This is a genomic window from Rhodoferax sp. LS1P39, from assembly GCF_056521425.1.
Map to the genome: position 1 here is coordinate 190403 of NZ_JBWMAV010000004.1, position 17407 is coordinate 207809.

A 17407-nucleotide genomic window follows, 5' to 3' on the forward strand; every position below is an offset into this window, starting at 1 on the left:
CCTTGTGCGATAAGCGTTAGCTGCCTTTTATGCATGAATTCCATCCACCCGCAGCTGCAGCACCCTATCCGCCCGCGCCGCTGCGGCCTGCGAATGCGTGACCAGCACCAGGGCCGCACCCTGGGCGCGGGTTTGCGCCAGCAAGGCGTCCATCACCCTGGCCGCCGTGGTGGGGTCGAGGTTGCCGGTGGGCTCGTCGGCCAGCAGCAGGGCCGGGCGGTGCACCAGGGCGCGGGCAATCGCCACGCGCTGGAGCTGGCCGCCGCTGAGCTGCTGCGGCAGGCGCTTGCCCAGGCCCTCCAGGCCCACGTCGGCCAGCAGGCTTTGCACGCGGGCATCATCGGGGCGGCCCAGCAGCATCAGCGGCAGGGCCACGTTTTGCGCCACATCCAGGTGCGGCAACACATGGAAGGCCTGGAACACAAAGCCCACCTGCTGGCGGCGCAGCAGGGCGCGCTGGTCGTCGCCGAGGCCACCCAGGTCCACACCGCCGATCGCTACCGTGCCGCTGTCCCAGCTGTCCAGCCCGGCCATGCAGTTGAGCAGGGTGGACTTGCCCACGCCGGATTCGCCGATGATGGCGACGAATTCGCCGGGCTGTACCTGCAGCGACACATTGGCAAACACGGTGCTGTCGCCGTAGCGCTTGCCCAAGTTTTCGATATACAGGCTCGGCAGGCTCATAGGGCTGCCTCCACCCGCGCCAGCACCTGTTGCAGCGCATCCGGCGCGTCGCAGGCCACGAGTTGGCGCTGCGGCATGCTGCGCAGCCAGGTGACCTGGCGTTTGGCGAGCTGGCGGGTGGCGAAGATGCCCCGGTCGCGCAGCTCCACCACCGGCAGCGTACCGTCCAATGCCTCCCAGGCCTGGCGGTAGCCTACGCAGCGCATGCTGGGCAAATCGGGGTACAGGTCGCCGCGGGCGCGCAGGGTTTTAACTTCGTCCAGAAATCCACCGGCCAGCATCTGCTCAAAGCGCAGGGCGATGCGCTCGTGCAGCCAGGCGCGGTCTGCGGGTTCTAAGGAAATAAGGGTGGTAGCGCTTATTCGGTGGGCGGTAGCAGCTATGTCTTTTGTAGCGTGGAAGCTGGACAGGGGCAGGCCCGAGGCGCGCCAGACCTCCAGCGCGCGCTGGATGCGCTGGGTGTCCATGGGCTGCAGTCGGGCGGCGGTGACCGGGTCTACCTGCGCCAGCTGGGCATGCATGGCGGGCCAGCCTGCAGCGGCGGCCTCGGCTTCGATGGCGGCGCGGATGGCGGGGTCGGCCCCGGGCATGGGGTCGATGCCGTCGAACAGCGCCTTGAAGTACAGCATGGTGCCGCCCACCAGCAGCGGCAGGCGGCCCCGGGCGGTGATCTCCTGCAGCAGGCGCTCGGCGTCCTGCACAAATTCAGCCGCGCTGTAGGCCTGCAGCGGGTCGCGGATGTTGATGAGGTGGTGCGGCACCTGGGCCAGTTCGGCGGCGCTGGGCTTGGCCGTGCCAATGTCCATGCCCCGGTAGACCAGGGCCGAATCGACGCTGACGATTTCTACCGGCCAGCGCTGTGCAATGGCCAAAGCGGCGGCGGTTTTGCCGGAGGCGGTGGGGCCTGCGAGGGCGATACAACGGGGCAGGGCGTTCATGGTTTGGGCGGTGCGGGAGGCGCGAGAGGAGCGGGGGGGCCGAACTTTTGCACCAGCGTCCAGCCCACCAGGGCGATGCAGACGCTCCAGAACCACACGCCGTTGGTGAGCGGAAACACCGTGCCGTCCATGCGCACGCCCAGCCAGCGGCCCACAAAAAATGCGGCCAGCATCATGCAAAAGCCGTTCAGCGCCGATGCGGCCCCTGCCGCCTGCGGAAACGGGCCGACGGCACCGCTTTGGCTGCACGGCTGGTGGATGCCGTGGGCCAGCGCCACCAGCCAGAACGGCAGCACGATGGCGGCCGGGCTGTGCCAGCCGCCCCAAGCCAGCAGGCCCATGGTGCTGCCCCCGGCCAGCGACAGCCCGGCGGCGATGGCTACGGTGCGGCGCACACCAAAACGCGCCAGCAAGCGGCGGCACAAAAACGTGCCCAGCAGGTAGATGAAGCTGATGGAAAACATCACCAGCCCGTAGGTGGTGGTGGCCAGGCCCAGCACCTGGATAAACACAAACGACGACGATGCCAGCACGGTGAACAGCACGCTGTACGAGGCCGTGGCCAGCAGCGAAAACGCCCAGAAGGTGGGGTTGCGCAAAATCAGCCGCCAGGTGGCCCACAGCACCGCCGGGCGCAGCGCCTGCGGATTGGTGCGCGGCACGGTTTCCACAAAGCGCCAGGCCACCAGGGCCAGCGTGGCCGCGCTGAACAGGGCCAGCACCAGCAGTGCGGCGCGCCAGTTGAACATCTCCGACAGCAGCCCGCCCAGCGGGGCGCAGATGCAGGCAATCACCGCCAGCCCCGACAAGCCCTTGGACATGGCGCGCGCGCCCTGCTCGGGTGGGTACAGGTCGCGCACCAGCGCCCGGGCGCACATCACCACCGCGCCCATGGCCGCGCCTTGCAGGGTGCGCCACAGCACCAGCAGGTCCATGCTGGGGGCCAGCGCGCTGCCCAGCGCCGCCACGGTGTACACCGCCAGCCCGGCCAGCAAGATCGGGCGGCGGCCAAACCGGTCCGACAGCGGGCCCCACACCAGTTGCGAGCTGCCAAACGCCAGCAATAGCGCCGTCAGCGTGAGCTGGGCCTGCGCCATGCTGGCGGCAAAACCGGTGGTCAGGCTGGGCAGGGCGGGCAGGTACAGGTCGGTGGTGATGGGCTGTATGCCCAGCAGCAGCGACAAAAACAGTACCACCAGGCCGGGGGGCATGGTAGTAGGGGCGCTCAAAGATACATGCGGGGATCGTTGGTGCATTGGTTTAGAAAGGTAAATAGAAGCTTGTCATAACCAATTGCGCCAGGGACGTTTGACGATTCATGGCAAAAATAGAAACCGAGAAATCAGCGCGGTACTATGAAAGATGCCCATGCTGTTGCTGTCGGTGGCCTGGCGGTCACCCAATACGCCATAGTGATCACTCAAAGAGACTGGACTGCTTGGCGATGTAACCTGCTGGCTTTTTCTGCTTTTCGATCGTTCCTTCGTTGACGAGGCGCAGCAACCACGCTTTGGCCTGCGCGTTGGATACGTCAAGCGCAGCGGCCACCTCGGCATCCTTCATCGGAGTCTTCAGCAATCGCTGAATCACCACTTGGATCGCCGCAAACAGCGTGTCTGCGGGTGTTGATGCTGTCTTCGGCACAGAACCGACTTCCTCGGGTTTAGTCGTAGCCTGCGCGATCGTCGGTGCAATATCTGGTGTTAGATCAACAGGCTTTTCGTTTGGTGCAGATTCCGTTGACGGCACAGGTTTAACGGGTACTTCAATCGTTGGTGTTGTGCTTGGAGCTATCGGCGACGTGTGCGCAAGCTGGTACGTTCCATCAATACGGAGCCGCGCAAGATCTGATTGCGGCGGTGCCGTTGTGGCTGGTGTGGCGGCATCAAATACGGCTTTAAGGTCATCGGCATCTTGCGGATTCGGCCAGATAATCGCCCCTTTGCTGCGTAGTGCGTCGAGCCCAGAAGACGAGTCGCCCGTCTTGCGAACGTACACCGGCACAAACTTGAGCTTGTCGAGTTGCTCAACGGCTCCAGCCCAGGTGCCGCCTTTGTTGAGATCGGAGTTGACAACCAAGGACACGTCAGCCAGCGCATAGATCAGCTTGTTTCGTTGCATGGCGTTACCGACGTTAAAACCGGCACTCGGGTCATAGGGCGAAATCAGCACCAGTTGGCCATCAAGGAGCAAGTTGCGGTGCTCGCGGTTCATGGTTGTTTTTTCCAGGCTATCCGCGAGGACACCGCTAACCTTGCCTCCAGCTTCAAGCGCACCTCGCATGGCCGCCTGGTCAATGCCCTTGGCACCGCCTGATACGATTGTCTTTCCGGCTCGAGCGGCCAAACGACCCACGGTCATCGTGTAGTTAATCAACGAATCGTCCACATGACGAGACCCGACCACGGCGAGGCCACCTGAATCCAGCAAGCCCATGTTGCCGCAGCCGTAGATCACCGCCGGTGCGTCTTCCCGTAAGCGCAACTTTAAGCGGCGGGGGTACTCGGCATCCGCGCGGCTGACCACCCAGATGGCGCGCGCTTGCCAACGCTCGATGGCTTGGCTCAAGAGGAAGCCACGTCCTAGCAAACGCTGTAGACGGGTCTCATCAATGACAGGCTGGCAGGCCCGCAGAAGATCGGCAGCATCTGGTGAGACGAGGTCAGCAGGCTGGCGCTGAACTTCTCGCAAATGGCGTGCGAGGCGCTTGTATTCGCCGGGTGATAGGAGCTCCGAAGGGGACGTGCTGCGCCCGGCGATGAGCGGCGCCGTAAGTAGCAAGATGGCTTGGGTGTTGGAGGACAGGGTTGTCATCATTCGTCGTGCCCCGTTTGAGAGAGTGCCATCGGCCAAACAACACCGCTTCCGCTCTGGCGTAGCAGCCAGGCTGCTACGGTCAATGTCCAGCGCGAATCCACCATGTCGTCGACCAGGAGAACAGGCCCCTGCGGGACTGGCTGCCCGCTTAGGGCCAGCGATCCGTCGATATTGCGCGCTTGCTGCGTACTATTCGCCATCGTTTTTTGTTCGGGCCTGTTGTCTGTTTTTGTAATGACCATATGGAACGGCAAACCTAGTGCCGTCGCCAAGCGTTTGGCGAAATTGGGAACAAGATTGGGATGACGTAGAGAGGGAATGCACGTCACCCAAGTTGGTTCGGGCTGGGGATTCCATTCATGAACCATGTTCACACAAGCTCCAACCAGGTTGTCAGCAAATTTACCGTCGTGGTACTTGCCTTGCCGAACTAGATTACCCCAACCAGCGTCACCCCATACGCACAGGGCCTTGCCGGGTTGTGCTTGGTAGGAAATGGTTGAAGCCTTATGAATTCCATATTGCGGCATGCCTCCGACGGGCCACTTTTCCCTGGGTTTGATTGGCAAGCTGGTCCGACGCAGAAATGCGATGGCATCCCGAACCAACGCCTCGTTCACTCCAGTGGGCAGCGGGGGAAGCGTAGGCTTGGTGACAAGACTAGGGTCACCATCGAGGGCTCCGATCAGGAAGCCCATATGATTCCCAAAGGGCAGGTTGACGTATTCCTGCATCTGCTTAAGTTCTACCTGCCGAAGCATCGTAAGTCTTTCAGCTCTTATCCAGAATTCCTGGCTCAGAGTCGCCGCGACGAGTTGCCACTTGGATGCCTGTTTAGCGATAGGTGCAGGTGCCTCTAGCGAAAGCAGAGAAATTGCATGCTTCACGCGCTTCTCTTCAATGTTGACGCGGGCTAATAACTCCGGAATTGATAGCCCGTCTGATTCTTCTTCGAGTGCGTTCAGAATCTTTGCTACTTCCTGCTGCGTCGGGAAAGCATTTTTGATGAACCAGTTAGTTATGCTAGTTTCCTCCTCTCCGCTTAGCAACACGCCATAAGCTGACTCAAGTGCCCGGCCGGCACGTCCAACCTGCTGGTAGTACGCAACGACGGAGCCCGGCATTTGGTAGTGGATGACGAACGCCAGATCGGGCTTATCGTAGCCCATGCCCAAAGCGGTTGTCGCAACTAGCGCCTTAACTTTGTTATTTAGAAGCGCATGTTCCAGTGCTTCCCGACGGTCGCCTGTTTCGCCCGTGTAGGCTTCAACATTGAAGTTTCGGGTCTTGAGCCAGTCGGCGACTTGGTTGGCGTCGCGCACTGTCAGCGTGTAGATGATGCCGTGGCCCTGTAGCGAGGCCAGTTGTTCTGCTAGCCAGGCTAGGCGCTCGGCTTGACTGGGTAGACGGATAGTCTGTAGAGACAACGAGCTTCGATTCAGGTCACCTCGGGATATGTCCAGATTTGGACCTAGCACCGCTTCAAGGTCTCTCATCACGCGATTGTTCGCGGTTGCCGTGGTGGCGAGCAATCGTAGGTTGGGCGGTAGAGTTTTGACGATCCTCTCTAACAAGCGATAGTGTGGGCGGAAGTCGTGACCCCAGTCGGAAATGCAATGTGCCTCGTCAATAACCAGCATCGAAATCTGTGCGGCTATGCCGGTCAGAACCTGCGTGCGAAAGCGCTCGTTTGCCAGGCGCTCGGGTGAGATCAAGAGGATGTCGACTTCCCCACGAGCCAGTTTGAGTTCGACTTGGGTCCAGTCATCGACGTTATCGGAGTTGATCGTTGCGGCGCGGACCCCCATGCGTTCTGCTGCGGCAATCTGATTTCGCATCAGCGCCAGCAACGGCGAGATCAATAGCGCAGGCCCGTTGCCGCCATCGCGCAGCAGTTTCGTCGCGATGAAGTAGACAAAGCTTTTGCCCCACCCTGTCTTCTGAACGACCAGCAGACGACCACGTCCATCTACGATGTGCCTAATCGCATCTTCTTGACCATCTCGGAAGGTGGCGTCGATGCGTCCCGAACCGATCCGGAGTAGTTCAAGTGCTCGGTTTGGGTTGTATTCCAATTTATTGATTTCCTTGAAAGCTAAGTACCCGGTTTGAGTGGCGTATCGTCCTTCATTTTGCTTTGCTTTTTAGGCTTGCAGCGCTATCTCGGCTGTTGAGGATGAATTGTCCACCGTGCTCAGGTTTAACAGGCGGGGGCGATCTTGCCGCCGCGCCGTCCGCAGGGCGTGCGGGTGGCGGGGTCGGGCGTGGGGGTGCCGTCTGCGTCCATGCGCACCGCCACGGTGTTCCAGCTGCGGATGCCGCGTTTGTCCACATTCATGCGCAGCAGCCAGCCGATCTTGGCGGCGGGCAGCTCGAAGCCGTCGAACACCAGGTTGCCCAGGCTCCAGATGACCGGCTTGCCCAGCACCAGGTCGGCCCCCTGGGTGACGTGCGGGTGGCTGCCCACCACGGCATCGGCCCCGGCCTGCACCATGATTTTGGCCAGATCGCGCTGGCGCGGGGTGGGGCCGGGTTCGCTCTCCCAGCCCCAGTGCATGAACGGAATCACCACGTCGGCCCCGGCGGCGCGGGCGGCGCGGATGTCGGCCACCACGTGGCTGTCTTCGCTCCAGGCCACGCCGGCCCAGGTGGCCCCGGCCTCGAACGAGCGGGGCTTGAATTCGTCGTAACCCAGCACGGCGATGCGGATGCCGTGCTTCGCTATCCAGTACGGTTTGTGCGCCTCGGTCAGGTTGGCCCCGCCGCCAAAGGCGGCGATGCCCGCTGTGCGTAGGTGGTCCAGGGTTTCCATGAAGGCATCGCGGCCAAAGTCGCCGCTGTGGTTGTTGGCCACCGATACGGCGTGGAAGCGACCCTTGAGCACATTGACCGTGTTGGGTGCCGAGCGGAAGGTGTAGATCTTGTTGTCCAGCGCCGTGCCGGTGGTGGGGCGGGCGATGGAGGTTTCCAGGTTGCCAATCGTCACGTCGGCGGCTTGCAGGAGGCTGGCGATGGGGAGTAGCGGATCGCCACCCGCAGCGATCAGGCGGCCTGGGCCGTCGTCGAGCATCACATCGCCGCCGAAGATGAGTTGGACGGTGGGTGGAGCCGCGTGGCCCAGCAATGGCAGGCAGAGCAGGGCCGGTAGTAGGTGTTTCATCATTTTGTCCACCCGCACCAGTAGTCCAGCTCGCCGTCGCGGATGGGCTCATACACGCGCTGCAGGCCGGTGAAGCCGTAGCGGCCATTTTTAGGGGGCGGGTAGAGATAGTCGGCCTGGTGCAGCAGCACTGCGCCCTGGGGCGGTTCGCGGTCGGCGTAGGTGTAGACCTTGATGGCGTGGTTTTGCTCAAACACCAGGCGGAACAGGAAGTACGAGCCGATGGAAATGGGTGCGACGGTGTACGGCGTGGCGGTGGGCTGGGCGCGGATGACCTGCGTCTCGCCGCCGTAACGGACGTGGCAGGCCACGGTGTCGGCCTGGGCCGCGCTGCAGGCTAATGCGGCCAGAAGTAGCAGGTGTTTCATAGTTCAGCGTCCGCGCATGAATAAAGCATCCAGTTCCTTGATGGTGATTTGCCGCCAGGTGGGCCGCCCATGGTTGCATTGATCGGAGCGGTCGGTGGTTTCCATCTGGCGTAGCAGCCCGTTCATTTCATCGACCGTCAAGCGGCGGTTTGCGCGCACCGCGCCGTGGCAGGCCATGGTGCCCAGCAGTTCGTTTTGCGCGCGCTGCACCACGGTGCTGGCTTCATGCTGCGCCAGTTCGGCCAGCACGCTGCGTGCCAGCTCGGTGGCGTTGCCTTGCACCAGGGTGGTGGGCACGGCGCGCACGGCCAGGGTCTTGGGCGAGAACGGGGTGATCTCCAGCCCCAGCGTGGCCAGGGTCTCGGTGTGGGCCTCGGCGGTGGCCACTTCTTGCGGCGTGGCGGCGAAGGTCACTGGGATCAGCAGCGGCTGGCTGGTGATGCGGGCATCCACCAGCTGGGTTTTCAGGCGCTCGTAGACGATGCGCTCGTGGGCGGCGTGCATGTCCACAATCACCAGCCCTTGGGCGTTCTCGGCCAGGATGTAGATGCCTTGCAGCTGGGCGATGGCGCGGCCCAGGGGCCAGACCTCTGCCGCAGGCAGGGGTTGGGCGGGCGCGGGCTCGGGCGGGCGCACAGCGGCGGCGGGCAGCTGGGCCACAGGCCACAGCGCCTCCATGTCCGACACATGGCGCACGGCAGGTGCTACGAATTGCATAGCTGCTTGCGCTGGTGGAATGGGCGCTGGAGGCCTATTTTCTTTAAAAACTTCCGGTGTGGGCGGAGCTGCCAGCGCTGCCGCCGCACGCGGGGCCGCCAGGGCCGCATCCACCGCCCGGCGCACCGCCTGGTGCACCTCGCGGCTGTCGCGAAAACGCACCTCGATCTTGGTGGGGTGCACGTTCACGTCCACCCGGGTCGGGTCGATCTCGACATACAGCGCGTAGATGGGCTGGCGCTGGCCGTGCAGCACGTCTTCATAGGCGCTGCGGGCGGCGTGGGTGATGACCTTGTCGCGCACGAAGCGGCCATTCACGTAGGCAAACTGCTGGTCGGGCCGGGCGCGGGCGGCATCGGGAATGCCGACGCGGCCCCAGACGCGCACGGGCTGCCCGCCGTCGTCACGCATGCTGCTCAGGTAGTCCACCGCCACCGATTTGTCCTTGAAGTCGTCGCCCAGCACGTCGCGCAGGCGCTCGCTGATGGCATCGATGTTGCTCGGGGCCGGGCAGGCGCGCCATTGCTCGACCAGCTTGCCCTCGTGCCAGATGGCAAAGCCCACATCGGGCCGGGCCAGGGCGTGGCGGCGCACGGCTTCCACGCAGTGGGCCAGCTCGGTGGCATCGGTCTTTAAAAACTTGCGCCGCGCCGGGGTGCTGAAGAACAGCTCTTTCACCTCCACCGTGGTGCCGGTACTGCGGGCCACGGGCTTGAGTTCGCCGCTGCGGCCGTCCAGTAAAAATGCATTCGGTTGGCCGCTGGCGCGTGACAGGATTGCCATGTCAGCTATGGAGTTGATAGCGGCCAGGGCTTCGCCCCGGAAACCCATGGTGCCCACCGATTCCAGCTCGCGCAGGTCGCGGATTTTGCTGGTGGCGTGGCGCTTCAGGGCGATGGGCAGCTCTTCCATGGGGATGCCGCCGCCGTCGTCTTCCACCGCAATCAGGCGCACGCCGCCCGCCAGCAGCCGCAGGGTGACCTGCGTGGCCCCCGCATCCAGCGCGTTGTCCACTAGCTCGCGCACGACAGAGGCGGGGCGCTCCACCACTTCGCCCGCGGCAATCTGGCTGATGAGTTCGTCGGGGAGTTCGCGGATGGCGCGACGTTCGGGCTGGGGAGGGGTAGGGATGGGGGCGTTCACCCGGTGATTTTAGGGGCCACCCCGTGCCCCTTAGCGCCGCAGGGCCAGCACCTGGTCCACCATCACCCCGGCCTGGCCCAGGTAGTTGGCCGGGTCGCAGAAGGCATCGAGCTGCGCGCGGCTCACGTGGGCGTTGATCTCGGGGTGGGCGGCCAGGATCTCGACCAGCGGGCGTTGTTGTTTCAGGGCTTCGCGGCACAGCTCGTAGACCAGGTCGTGGGCGTATTCGCGGCCAATGAAGGGGCCCAGGCCCATCATCACGGCCTCGGACATCACCAGGCCGTGGGTCATGTCGATGTTGCGGCGCATCTGCACGGTGTCTACCTCCAGCCCGGCCAGTACAAACTTGGTTTGTTTGAGCGCACCCGACATCAGGCAGAAGATTTCGGGCAGCGACACCCATTCGATCTCCCAGGGGCCGGTGGAGCGCTCGTGGTCGGCCACCATCGCATCCATCAGCGCGGCGGCGTGCTGGCGTGCCACCGAGATGTTGGCGTGGATGTACAGGCAGGAGATGGGGTTGCGCTTTTGCGGCATGGTGCTGGACGAGCCGCGGCCCGGCGCGTAGGGCTCGAACACCTCGGCCACTTCGGTTTGCATCATCAGCTTCACATCCATGGCGATCTTGCCCAGCGAGCCGCCGACCAGGGCCAGAAAGGCCCCCACTTCGGCGATGGTGTCGCGCACCGTGTGCCAGGCGATGGGCGGGCAGGCCAGGCCCAGCTCGGCCATCAGCCCGGCCTGGGTTTCCATCGCGCCTTTTTCCAGCGAGGCCAGCGTGCCCGCCGCGCCGCCAAATTCGCCCATAAAGACCCGTGGTTTGAGCTGTTCCAGCCGCTCGCGGTGGCGCTCGATACCGGCCAGGATGCTGGCGGTCTTGAAGCCGAAGGTGATGGGAATCGCCTGCTGCAGGTTGCTGCGGCCAATGATGGGCGTGTCGCGGTAGGTGCGGGACAGGTCGGCCAGCGAGTCGGAAATGGCTTTCAGGTCTGCCTCCACCAGTGCCAGGCCTTCGCGCATTTGCAGCACGGTGGCCGTGTCGGTGATGTCCTGGGTGGTGGCCCCCCAGTGGCAGTACTCGCCCAGCTTGTCGCGGCAGTTGGCGTTGATCTGGTTGACCACGGCGATGATGGGGTAGCCGATCTGCTCGGTCTTGGCCTTGAGCTGCGCCCAGTCGATCATGTCGAGGCGGCAGTTTTTGACGATCTCGTCGGCCGCCTCTTGCGGAATGATGCCGAGCTGGCCCTGCACCTTGGCCAGGGCGCGCTCAATGTCCAGGTACTTGGCGGTGCGGTTCTCGTCGGACCAGACGGCGCGCATTTTTGCGTCGCTGAAGATGTCGCCAAAAATGCGTGAGTCGATGATGGATGCCATGGGGTTGTCTCCTTGATTAATAAGTGGGGGAAGTGGTTGCCAGCAGGCGCTGGGCTTTGAGCAGCACGGGGCGGTCGATCATTTTTCCGTCCAGCTGCAGTGCGCCCGTGGGGTTGGCGCTGTAGGCGGCTTGCACGCGGGCGGCCCAGGCCAGGTCGGCGGCGCTGGGGGCCAGGGCGGCGCGCACGGCGGCCACCTGGCTGGGGTGGATGCACAGCTTGGCTTTGAAACCTAGACGCTGGGCGTGGGCCATGTCCGCCGTTACCTGGGCCGCATCCAGCGCCACCGTGACCCCGGCCACCGGGGCGGGCAGGTCGGCGGCGCGGCTGGCCAGGGCGAGGTGCACGGCGGCCATGTCCAATGCCGGGCTGTCGCTGGGCAGGTCCAGGTCGAGTGCGTAGTCGATGCTGCCGAAGGCCAGCCGGGCCACGCCAGGTGCGGCTGCAATCGCCTGGGCTGCCAGCAGGCCGCGTGCGGTTTCTATCAGCGCCAGCACCGTGCCGCTGTGGACGGTTTTGACATCCGCTATCTGCGCAGGTGATTCGGCCTTGGCCAGCATGACGCAGGGCAGGGCGCAGGCATACAGCAGGGCGATGTCGTCGGCGTAAAACGGGCTGAGGGCATCGTTGATGCGCAGCAGTACCCGCGCCGTATCCACCGTGGCATGCCATTCGGCAAAGGCGCGGCGGGCCTGGGGCCTGTCTGCTGGTAGCACGGCATCTTCCAGGTCCACGATGATGCGGTCGGCCCCGCTGGCCAGGGCTTTGGCAAAGCGCTCGGGGCGGTTGCCGGGTACGAACAAATAGGTTTGTTCCATGGCTTACACCGTGCCTGCGCTGCGCAGCGCGGCGACCTGCTCGGCGCTGTAGCCTTGGCCTGCCAAAATCGCCGCCGTGTGCTGGCCTAGCGCGGGCACTGCATCCATGCGCGGCGCGGCGGTGTGCCAGGAGCCGGGGGGCAGCAGCGCAGGCACGCGGCCCTGGGACGTGTCCACCTCGGTCCAGCGTTGGCGGGCTTTCAGCTGCGGATGCGCCCAGACCTCGGCCATGCTGTTGACCTGGGCGTTGGCGATGCTGGCCTGCTCCAGCCGCTCCACCACCTGGGCGGCGGTCAGGGTGGAAAATGCCTGCAGGATGAGGGCTGACAGCTCGGCGCGGGCGGCACTGCGTTTGGAATTGCTGGTGAAGCGTGGGTCTTGCGCCAGGCTGGGCTGCAGCAGTACCTGCTCGCAAAAGCCCTTCCATTCGCGCTCGTTCTGCAGGCCCAGCATCACGGTTTTACCGTCGCCCGCCGGGAATGGGCCGTAGGGGTAGATGGTGGCGTGGCTGGCCCCTGAGCGCGGTGGCGGCGCGGCACCGTCAAACGCGTAGTACAGCGGGTAGCCCATCCACTCGGTCAGCGATTCCAGCATGGACACGTCGATGTGCTGGCCCTGGCCGGTCTGCTGGCGCTGCATCAGCGCGGCCAGGATGTTGGTGTAGGCGTACATGCCCGCCGAGATATCGGCAATCGACGGACCGGCCTTGGAGGGCGTGTCGGGCGTGCCGGTGACCGATACAAACCCGGCTTCGCTCTGGATCAGCAGGTCGTAGGCTTTTTTGTCGCGGTAGGGGCCGTCTGCGCCGTAGCCGGAGATGTCGCAGACGATGATGTTGGGGCGCACTTTGCATAGGGCTTCATACGACAGGCCCAGCCGGGCCGCCGCGCCAGGGGCCAGGTTCTGCACCACCACGTCGGCTTCTTCGGTGATCAGGCGCAGCAGGATTTTTTGCGCTTCGGGGTCTTTCACATCGAGGGTGAGGCTCTCCTTGGAGCGGTTGGTCCAGACGAAGTGCGAGGCCAGGCCGCGCACCCGCTCGTCGTAGCCACGGGCGAAGTCGCCCACGCCGGGGCGTTCGATCTTGATGACACGGGCCCCCAGGTCGGCCAGTTGCCGGGTGGCAAAGGGCGCGGCGATGGCGTGCTCCAGGGTGACGACGGTGATGCCTTTGAGGGGTTGCATGGTGGGCTTACTCCATTTATTCCAGGATGGCGGTGGCATCCATGGTGAGAAAACCTTCGTGGTCACGCCCCCACAGATGGATGGTTTTGCCGTCGGCCGACGGTTCGCCGTGGACCGAGAACGGGTGGATGTCGAAGGTGGGCCGCACGGCCTTGAAGGCGAACTGCCGCACCCGTGCATCCGGCAGCTGGCGGCGCAGCAGGTCCATCAGCAGGGTGGCGATCAGCGGGCCGTGCACGACCAGGCCGGGGTAGCCCTCCACCGTGGTGACGTACTGGCGGTCGTAGTGGATGCGGTGGCCGTTGAAGGTCAGGGCCGAGTAGCGGAACAGCAGTACGTCGTCGGGCACGATGGCGCGGCTCCAGGCGGCATACGTAGGGGCCAGCACGGGGGGCGGGGCCACGTCATCGGGTGAGGCGGCGGCGCGGTAGACGATGTTGTGGTGCTCGGTCAAGGCCACCTCGCGGCTGCCGTTGCGGCGTACTTCGTGGCGCACCTTGACGAAGACCAGGCTGCCGGTGCGGCCGGTTTTCTCTTGCACGTCGGCAATGGTGGAGGTGCGCTCCAGCGCGTCGCCCACCAGCAGCGGCTGGTGGAACACAAAGTCGCTGCCCGCCCACATGCGCCGGGGCAGCGGCACCGGGGGCATGAAACCGCCGCGTTGGGCATGGCCGTCGGCGCCGATGTTCGACTGGCGGTGCAGCGGCAAAAAGTACAGCCAGTGCCACAGCTTGGGCAGCGGCGTGCCGGGTGCGGGCCGGTCTGCGGGCCAGTCCAGCGTCGCCGACAAAGCGGCGTACGGTGTGGGGGTGGCGGTGTCGGTCACCGTTTCGCTGCGGCCTACCCAGTCGGCCAGATTGTGTGTCTCCATTGCGCATCCTTGTGTGTGAATGTCGCAATGATCCGCACCGGGGGACTATCCGCCAAGTGCAACTTTTAATACCATTGCTGCATGGCACGCATTAATTTCGACTTACAGCAACTCCAGGCCTTTGTGGCCGTGGCCGAGCGCGGCAGCTTTCGCGCGGCCGCCGACCAGATCCACCTATCGCCCCCGGCGCTGAGCCGCCGCATCGACAAGCTGGAAACCATCCTGGGCCACCGCCTGTTCAACCGCACCACCCGCGAGGTGGAGCTGACCAGCCTGGGCCGCGTGTTCCTGGAGCGCGCCCGCTCCGCGCTGGACGACCTGGAATCGGCCCTGCTGGGCATCACCGACCTGGCCCCCAGCCGGGGCGGGCGGGTCACGGTGGCCTGTGTGCCGTCGGCGGCGCTGTATTTTTTGCCGGTGGCGCTGCGCAGCTTTCTGGAGCAGTACCCGGCCATCCGTATCCGCGTGGTGGACGAAAGCGTGAACCAGATGCTGTCGAGCGTGATTTCGGGCGAGGCCGACTTTGGCATCGGCTTCATGAGCACCCAGGTGCCCGAGGTGGCGTTCGAGCCCATCCACGACGACCCGTTTGTGCTGGCCATGCCGCGCCGCCACGCGCTGGCCGAGCGCAAGACCATCCGCTGGGCCGAGCTGGGGGCCGAGCGCTTGATTTCGGTGGCCCGCAGCAGCGGCAACCGCCAGCTGCAGGACGACGCGCTGGCCAAGGCGGGGGTCAACCCCAGTTTCGCGTTTGAAGTGAGCCACGTGGCCACCTTGCTGGGCATGGTCGAGGCCGGCCTGGGCCTGGCCGCCGTGCCCCGCATGGCCCTGCCGCGCCAGCACGCCACCTTGGTCGGCGTGGCCCTGCGCGATCCGCCCATCGTGCGCAAGCTGGGCCTGTTGACCCGCCACGGGGCCAGCCTGCGGCCTGCGGCTGAGGCGTTTCACCAGCATCTGCGGGAAGCGTTGAAGAGCCCTAAGCCGTTGGATATGCTATGAAATAAGTAGCTACTCGTGCTTATGGAATAAGCGGTAGAGGCTGATTCAATGCCTATTCATCGCAGGCCTCCGCAGATTGGATTGCTTTTGGTTAAATTTAGTTACATTTGTGGAGTTGTCGCTTGGCAATCCAGTGCGGCCCTGCAGGGGTTTTGCGTTGGCTTTTGTTCCATTCCATGGGAGTACTTCATGCAATTCCGGTGTGTGCAGCAGTGGCTGCGGGGTCTTACGGGTGTGTTGGGGCTGTGCATGACCCTGCTTTTGAGCGCGTGCTGGGGCGATGGCGGTGGGGATGGTGCCGTGGTGGCCCCAGCCCCAGCCCCTGCCAGCTACAGCATCAGTGCCACGGTCTCCGGCCTGGTGGCGGGGGCTTCCGTCAGCGTGCAGAACAACGGTGCCGACACGGCTACGCGCACCTTGGACGGTAGCTTCAGCTTTGCCACCCCGGTGGCCGCCAACGGCAGCTATGCAGTCACGGTCAGCGCCCAGCCCAGTGGCCAGACCTGCACGGTCTCCAACGGCACCGGCTCTGGGGTGTCGGCCAACGTGGCCAATGTGCAAATCACCTGCTCGGCCACTACTTACAACATCGGCGGCACGGTCTCCGGCCTGGCGGCAGGCACCACGCTGACTTTGCAGAACAACGGTGCCGACGCGCTTGCCCGCACGGCCGACGGCAGCTTCAGCTTTGCTACGCCGGTGGCCGCCGGGGGCAGCTATGCCGTGACCGTCGGCAGCCAGCCTGCGGGCCAGACCTGCACGGTGTCCAACGGCACGGGCTCGGGGGTATCGGCGAATGTGCTCACGGTGCAAATCACCTGCTCGGCCACCACCTACACCATTGGCGGCACGGTCAGCGGCCTGGCAGCGAGCACCTCGATCACCTTGCAGAACAACGCAGCCGACCCCACCACGCGCACTGCCAACGGCAGCTTCGGCTTTGCCACGCCGGTGGCCACCGGCGGCAGCTACGCCGTGACCGTGGGCACCCAGCCAGCGGGGCAGGTTTGCACCGTCAGCAACGGCACGGGCTCGGGGCTGGCGGCCAATGTGGTCAACGTGCAAATCACCTGCTCGGCGGCCAGCTACACCATCGGCGGCACGGTCAGCGGCCTGGCATCTGGTGTCTCGGTGACCTTGCAGAACAACGCCGCCAACCCCACCACGCGCAGCGCGGATGGCAGCTTCAGCTTTACCACCCCGGTGGTGGCCAACGGTAGCTATGCCGTTACCGTCAGCACCCAGCCTGTGGGCCAGACCTGCACCGTCAGCAACGGCACAGGCTCTGGGTTGGCCGCCAATGTGACCCATGTGGCCGTGGTCTGCGTCGACCGGGCCCGCGTGGCCTATGTGACCAACACCAGTGGCAACACGGTGTCGCAGTACAGCATGGGTGCGGGCGGCGGGCTTGCGGCGTTGAGCCCCGCTACGGTGGCCACGGGCACATATCCTTTTTCTGTGACCGTGGGGCCCTCTGGGCGCTATGCCTACGTGGCCAACCTCAACAGCGACAACGTGTCGCAGTACAGCGTAGCCGCTAACGGCACGCTCACGGCGCTGAGCCCGGCGTTGGTGCCAACGGGCTCCGGCCCGGCTGCGGTCACCGTCGACCCCTCTGGGCGCTATGCCTACGTGCTGAACAACTTTGCCGGGACCGTGTCCCAGTTCAGCATTGGCCCTGGCGGTGGGCTCACGCCACTCAGCCCGGCGACCGTGCCTGCGGGAGCTTTCCCGTTTGCGATCAGCATCGACCCCACCGGGCGCTATGCCTACGTGGCGAACAACGGCAGTAACACGGTGTCGCAGTACAGCATAGGCAGTGGCGGCACGCTCACGGCGTTGACCCCGGCCACGGTGGCAACGGGCAGCAGCCCCTATGTGGTCACCGTCGACCCTACAGGGCGCTATGCCTATGTGGCGAACAACGTTAGCAACACGGTGTCGCAGTACAGCATAGGCACGGGCGGCACGCTCAGCCCGCTCAGCCCGGCTTTGGTGGCGGCGGGTGTTGGCCCCCACTCGGTCACCGTGGACCCCACAGGGCGCTATGCCTACGTGACGAACAACCTTGGCGACACGGTGTCGCAGTACAGCATCGGCACCGGCGGCGCACTCACGGCGCTGACATCGGCTACGGTGGCGGCGGGGCCTGGCCCCACCTCCATCACCTTCGACCCCAAAGGGCTGTATGTCTATGTGGTGAACAGCGGTGACAACACGGTGTCGCAGTACAGCTTAGGCACGGGCGGCCTGCTCACTGCGCTCACCCCGGCCTCGGTGCTGGCCGGAAATGGCCCCCAATCGGTAACGACCACGTACGCACCTTAGGTAGGC

At 64.6% G+C, this 17407-nt stretch carries 14 protein-coding genes; 2 read left to right on the forward strand and 12 right to left on the reverse strand.

Features of this window, described 5'->3' with window-relative positions:
- Positions 1–27: 27 nt before the first annotated feature.
- From AC097O_RS09500 to AC097O_RS09555, 12 genes are all read right to left on the reverse strand, one after another.
- Positions 28–684 carry an ABC transporter ATP-binding protein gene (locus AC097O_RS09500; protein WP_479589373.1) on the reverse strand — a complete coding sequence of 219 codons (657 nt, stop codon included), beginning with the start codon at positions 682–684 and terminating at the stop codon, positions 28–30.
- Complete coding sequence (miaA, locus tag AC097O_RS09505) at positions 681–1622, reverse strand: tRNA (adenosine(37)-N6)-dimethylallyltransferase MiaA (RefSeq protein ID WP_479592558.1); 942 nt, start codon at positions 1620–1622, stop codon at positions 681–683. The genes AC097O_RS09500 and miaA overlap by 4 nt, the downstream gene beginning before the upstream one ends.
- Positions 1619–2878: a multidrug effflux MFS transporter gene (locus tag AC097O_RS09510; RefSeq protein WP_479592559.1), complete on the reverse strand. Its 1260-nt coding sequence runs from the start codon at positions 2876–2878 to the stop codon at positions 1619–1621. The genes miaA and AC097O_RS09510 overlap by 4 nt, the downstream gene beginning before the upstream one ends.
- A gap of 160 nt (positions 2879–3038) precedes the next feature.
- Positions 3039–4436: a DNA-processing protein DprA gene (locus AC097O_RS09515; RefSeq protein ID WP_479592560.1), complete on the reverse strand. Its 1398-nt coding sequence runs from the start codon at positions 4434–4436 to the stop codon at positions 3039–3041.
- Positions 4436–6514: a RecQ family ATP-dependent DNA helicase gene (locus AC097O_RS09520; RefSeq protein WP_479592561.1), complete on the reverse strand. Its 2079-nt coding sequence runs from the start codon at positions 6512–6514 to the stop codon at positions 4436–4438. Before AC097O_RS09520 ends, AC097O_RS09515 begins: the two co-directional genes overlap by 1 nt.
- A 125-nt stretch (positions 6515–6639) precedes the next feature.
- Positions 6640–7599, reverse strand: a complete 960-nt coding sequence (locus AC097O_RS09525) for a CapA family protein (RefSeq protein WP_479592562.1) — start codon at positions 7597–7599, stop codon at positions 6640–6642.
- The gene (locus tag AC097O_RS09530; RefSeq protein WP_479592563.1) at positions 7599–7967 is read right to left on the reverse strand and encodes a hypothetical protein; all 369 of its coding nucleotides are present in this window, start codon (positions 7965–7967) and stop codon (positions 7599–7601) included. Before AC097O_RS09530 ends, AC097O_RS09525 begins: the two co-directional genes overlap by 1 nt.
- A gap of 3 nt (positions 7968–7970) precedes the next feature.
- The gene (mutL, locus tag AC097O_RS09535) at positions 7971–9827 is read right to left on the reverse strand and encodes a DNA mismatch repair endonuclease MutL (protein ID WP_479592564.1); all 1857 of its coding nucleotides are present in this window, start codon (positions 9825–9827) and stop codon (positions 7971–7973) included.
- 30 nt (positions 9828–9857) lie between these two features.
- Entirely contained in the window at positions 9858–11201 is a 1344-nt protein-coding gene (gene pcaB, locus AC097O_RS09540) for a 3-carboxy-cis,cis-muconate cycloisomerase (protein WP_315230402.1), read from the reverse strand.
- A gap of 16 nt (positions 11202–11217) precedes the next feature.
- A complete protein-coding gene (locus AC097O_RS09545; protein ID WP_479592565.1) occupies positions 11218–12018 on the reverse strand; it encodes an HpcH/HpaI aldolase/citrate lyase family protein in 801 nt (266 codons plus the stop codon).
- A gap of 3 nt (positions 12019–12021) precedes the next feature.
- Complete coding sequence (locus tag AC097O_RS09550; protein WP_479592566.1) at positions 12022–13203, reverse strand: CaiB/BaiF CoA transferase family protein; 1182 nt, start codon at positions 13201–13203, stop codon at positions 12022–12024.
- A 16-nt stretch (positions 13204–13219) separates the two neighbouring features.
- Complete coding sequence (locus tag AC097O_RS09555; protein WP_479592567.1) at positions 13220–14074, reverse strand: HTD2 family dehydratase; 855 nt, start codon at positions 14072–14074, stop codon at positions 13220–13222.
- Positions 14075–14155: 81 nt separating this feature from the next.
- Here AC097O_RS09555 and AC097O_RS09560 point away from each other — a divergent pair, with 81 nt between their 5' ends.
- Both AC097O_RS09560 and AC097O_RS09565 read left to right on the forward strand, forming a co-directional pair.
- Positions 14156–15073 (forward strand): LysR substrate-binding domain-containing protein, encoded by a 918-nt coding sequence (locus AC097O_RS09560; RefSeq protein ID WP_479592568.1) that lies wholly within the window; start codon positions 14156–14158, stop codon positions 15071–15073.
- A 249-nt stretch (positions 15074–15322) separates the two neighbouring features.
- The gene (locus tag AC097O_RS09565; protein ID WP_479592569.1) at positions 15323–17401 is read left to right on the forward strand and encodes a beta-propeller fold lactonase family protein; all 2079 of its coding nucleotides are present in this window, start codon (positions 15323–15325) and stop codon (positions 17399–17401) included.
- Positions 17402–17407 lie beyond the last annotated feature (6 nt).

Coding starts and splice junctions, on each gene's coding strand:
- miaA (WP_479592558.1), bottom strand. CDS start 1,622: ATGAACGCCCTGCCCCGTTGTATCGCCCTCGCAGGCCCCACCGCCTCC.
- pcaB (WP_315230402.1), bottom strand. CDS start 11,201: ATGGCATCCATCATCGACTCACGCATTTTTGGCGACATCTTCAGCGAC.
- AC097O_RS09545 (WP_479592565.1), bottom strand. CDS start 12,018: ATGGAACAAACCTATTTGTTCGTACCCGGCAACCGCCCCGAGCGCTTT.
- AC097O_RS09510 (WP_479592559.1), bottom strand. CDS start 2,878: ATGCACCAACGATCCCCGCATGTATCTTTGAGCGCCCCTACTACCATG.
- AC097O_RS09500 (WP_479589373.1), bottom strand. CDS start 684: ATGAGCCTGCCGAGCCTGTATATCGAAAACTTGGGCAAGCGCTACGGC.
- AC097O_RS09550 (WP_479592566.1), bottom strand. CDS start 13,203: ATGCAACCCCTCAAAGGCATCACCGTCGTCACCCTGGAGCACGCCATC.
- AC097O_RS09530 (WP_479592563.1), bottom strand. CDS start 7,967: ATGAAACACCTGCTACTTCTGGCCGCATTAGCCTGCAGCGCGGCCCAG.
- AC097O_RS09555 (WP_479592567.1), bottom strand. CDS start 14,074: ATGGAGACACACAATCTGGCCGACTGGGTAGGCCGCAGCGAAACGGTG.
- AC097O_RS09515 (WP_479592560.1), bottom strand. CDS start 4,436: ATGACAACCCTGTCCTCCAACACCCAAGCCATCTTGCTACTTACGGCG.
- AC097O_RS09560 (WP_479592568.1), top strand. CDS start 14,156: ATGGCACGCATTAATTTCGACTTACAGCAACTCCAGGCCTTTGTGGCC.
- AC097O_RS09565 (WP_479592569.1), top strand. CDS start 15,323: ATGACCCTGCTTTTGAGCGCGTGCTGGGGCGATGGCGGTGGGGATGGT.
- AC097O_RS09525 (WP_479592562.1), bottom strand. CDS start 7,599: ATGAAACACCTACTACCGGCCCTGCTCTGCCTGCCATTGCTGGGCCAC.